General features: G+C 44.1%; 1 protein-coding gene. It reads right to left on the bottom strand.

The annotated features are described in order from the left end of the window. Positions 1-1,222, bottom strand: a 1,222-nt coding sequence (locus ACRCZA_RS08275) for a Cache 3/Cache 2 fusion domain-containing protein (RefSeq protein WP_438673979.1), incomplete at its 3' end; no start/stop codon positions are given. Positions 1,223-1,646: the final 424 nt, after the last annotated feature.

The raw sequence follows: 1,646 nt of genomic DNA, 5'->3' as shown, positions 1-1,646 counted from the left end.
GTTGACTCTGATCTGCGCCGTCATGGGCATGCTGAGCCACATCGCGGATCGAGGTCGACATTTCTTCTATTGCGGTGGCGATTTGATCGGTTTGTTGCATCAGTATTTGCGCTTCTTCACCATTTTTCTTCGCAATCTGCTGAGCTTTAATGGATTGAGATTCAATGCTGGTGACTGAATGCTGTAAAGCCAGAATGAGTTGTCTGAGCTCAGCCTCCATAGTCGAGACACTCATCGTGATTTTATCGACTTCGTTGTGACTCTGTGGCTCAGGTAAGGTTACAGGCTGGCTAAAATCGCCATGTCCGAGTATCTCCATATGCTTTTGTAAGCTGTGCAATGGACGTAAGGCTTTGATAAGCACGATAGACAGTAAGGCCGTGATCAGTAATACCCCTGTCACTGCAATAATGATGTTGAGTGTCAGTAAGGTGAGGCTTTCTTCATTGAGTTCAGCCGCGCTAACTTGGCCGATAATGAGCCAATTCCAACCTGCTATGGTTTGGCTGTAGGCCAGCATGGCTTCGTTGTTACTGTTGTGGTATCGCCATTCCGTATTTTCCTGTGTTGCTTGGGCTAAGGTAAGGCCATCTAACATCCGCTCAGAGACAGTGTCTTTAGAGGCAAATTTTGGATGGGAGATTAGGCTATTGTCATTTTTTTGCATGACTAAAAAGTGACCACTTTCCTCTAGGGTGAGGTTATTGATCGCGAATTGGAGTTGTTTTATGGATTCTGAAATATCAAAGCCAATATATAAAACCGCGATGACTTGGTTTTGAGGGTCCTTAATAGGGCGGTAAATTGTCATGTAATCTTTGCCAAAAAGACTGGCGTAGCCTTCGTAGGTTTGCCCATTGATAAGATGTGGGTAGCCAGGATGATTTTTATCTAAAAAAGTACCGAGTGCCCGATTACCATCGGCTTGCTTAAGTGAGGTGGCGATGCGAATAAACTCATTTCCTGCCCGTACAAATAGGGTGGCGCTATTGTTGGTGATGCTAGCGAACTGATCGACTTTTGCCTCAGAGCCATTTATTTGTTCCTGTCCATTGAAGAGTACTGGCGTATTGACTCCTTGCAAATTGACTTGTTCATTTGTTAAGCGAAAAGTGCCAGGAAACATGGCTTGAAAAACATCCGCGTTACGTCTCGCCATTTGTAAAAGGCTAGTGTATTGCAGCTCAAGCATATCGGATACCGAATGCATCTCGGCCTTCATAGCGTTAATGCCTTTCTTTTCTAGTACATTTGACGCCGCTTGATATGAAACGCTGCTAAGTATGCTAAAAATGATTAAGGTTAGGATGAAGGCTAGGGCACCAATTTGTTGGGCTATTGGCCAGTTCTTATAGTGCATAGTATACCCCTGATAGTTAGGTTTTAACTGTAACTTAACAACTTTGTATCATGTGTAACTTGATGCGCGTCAAACAATTTGCTTTATTATTGCGCAACTTGCGTGTGTTTTTTGTTCAGCTTCTGGGGGGGAGTGCTCGGTGACTGGGTTGGGATATAGCAGGTTAGCGGTGGCTTAATGGTTGTCATCCGGAACCTTAGCGGGGGATGCCCGCTAAGTGTTGGCATAAATACATCGTCTGATACACCGCTTACCTTTACTCTTATTTTCTTATTTTCTTATTTTC

Source organism: Shewanella sp., from assembly GCF_051658185.1.
Classification (GTDB): Bacteria; Pseudomonadota; Gammaproteobacteria; order Enterobacterales; family Shewanellaceae; genus Shewanella.
Note: the sequence above shows the minus strand (reverse complement) of the source record. Positions and strands in the feature narration are given on the sequence as shown.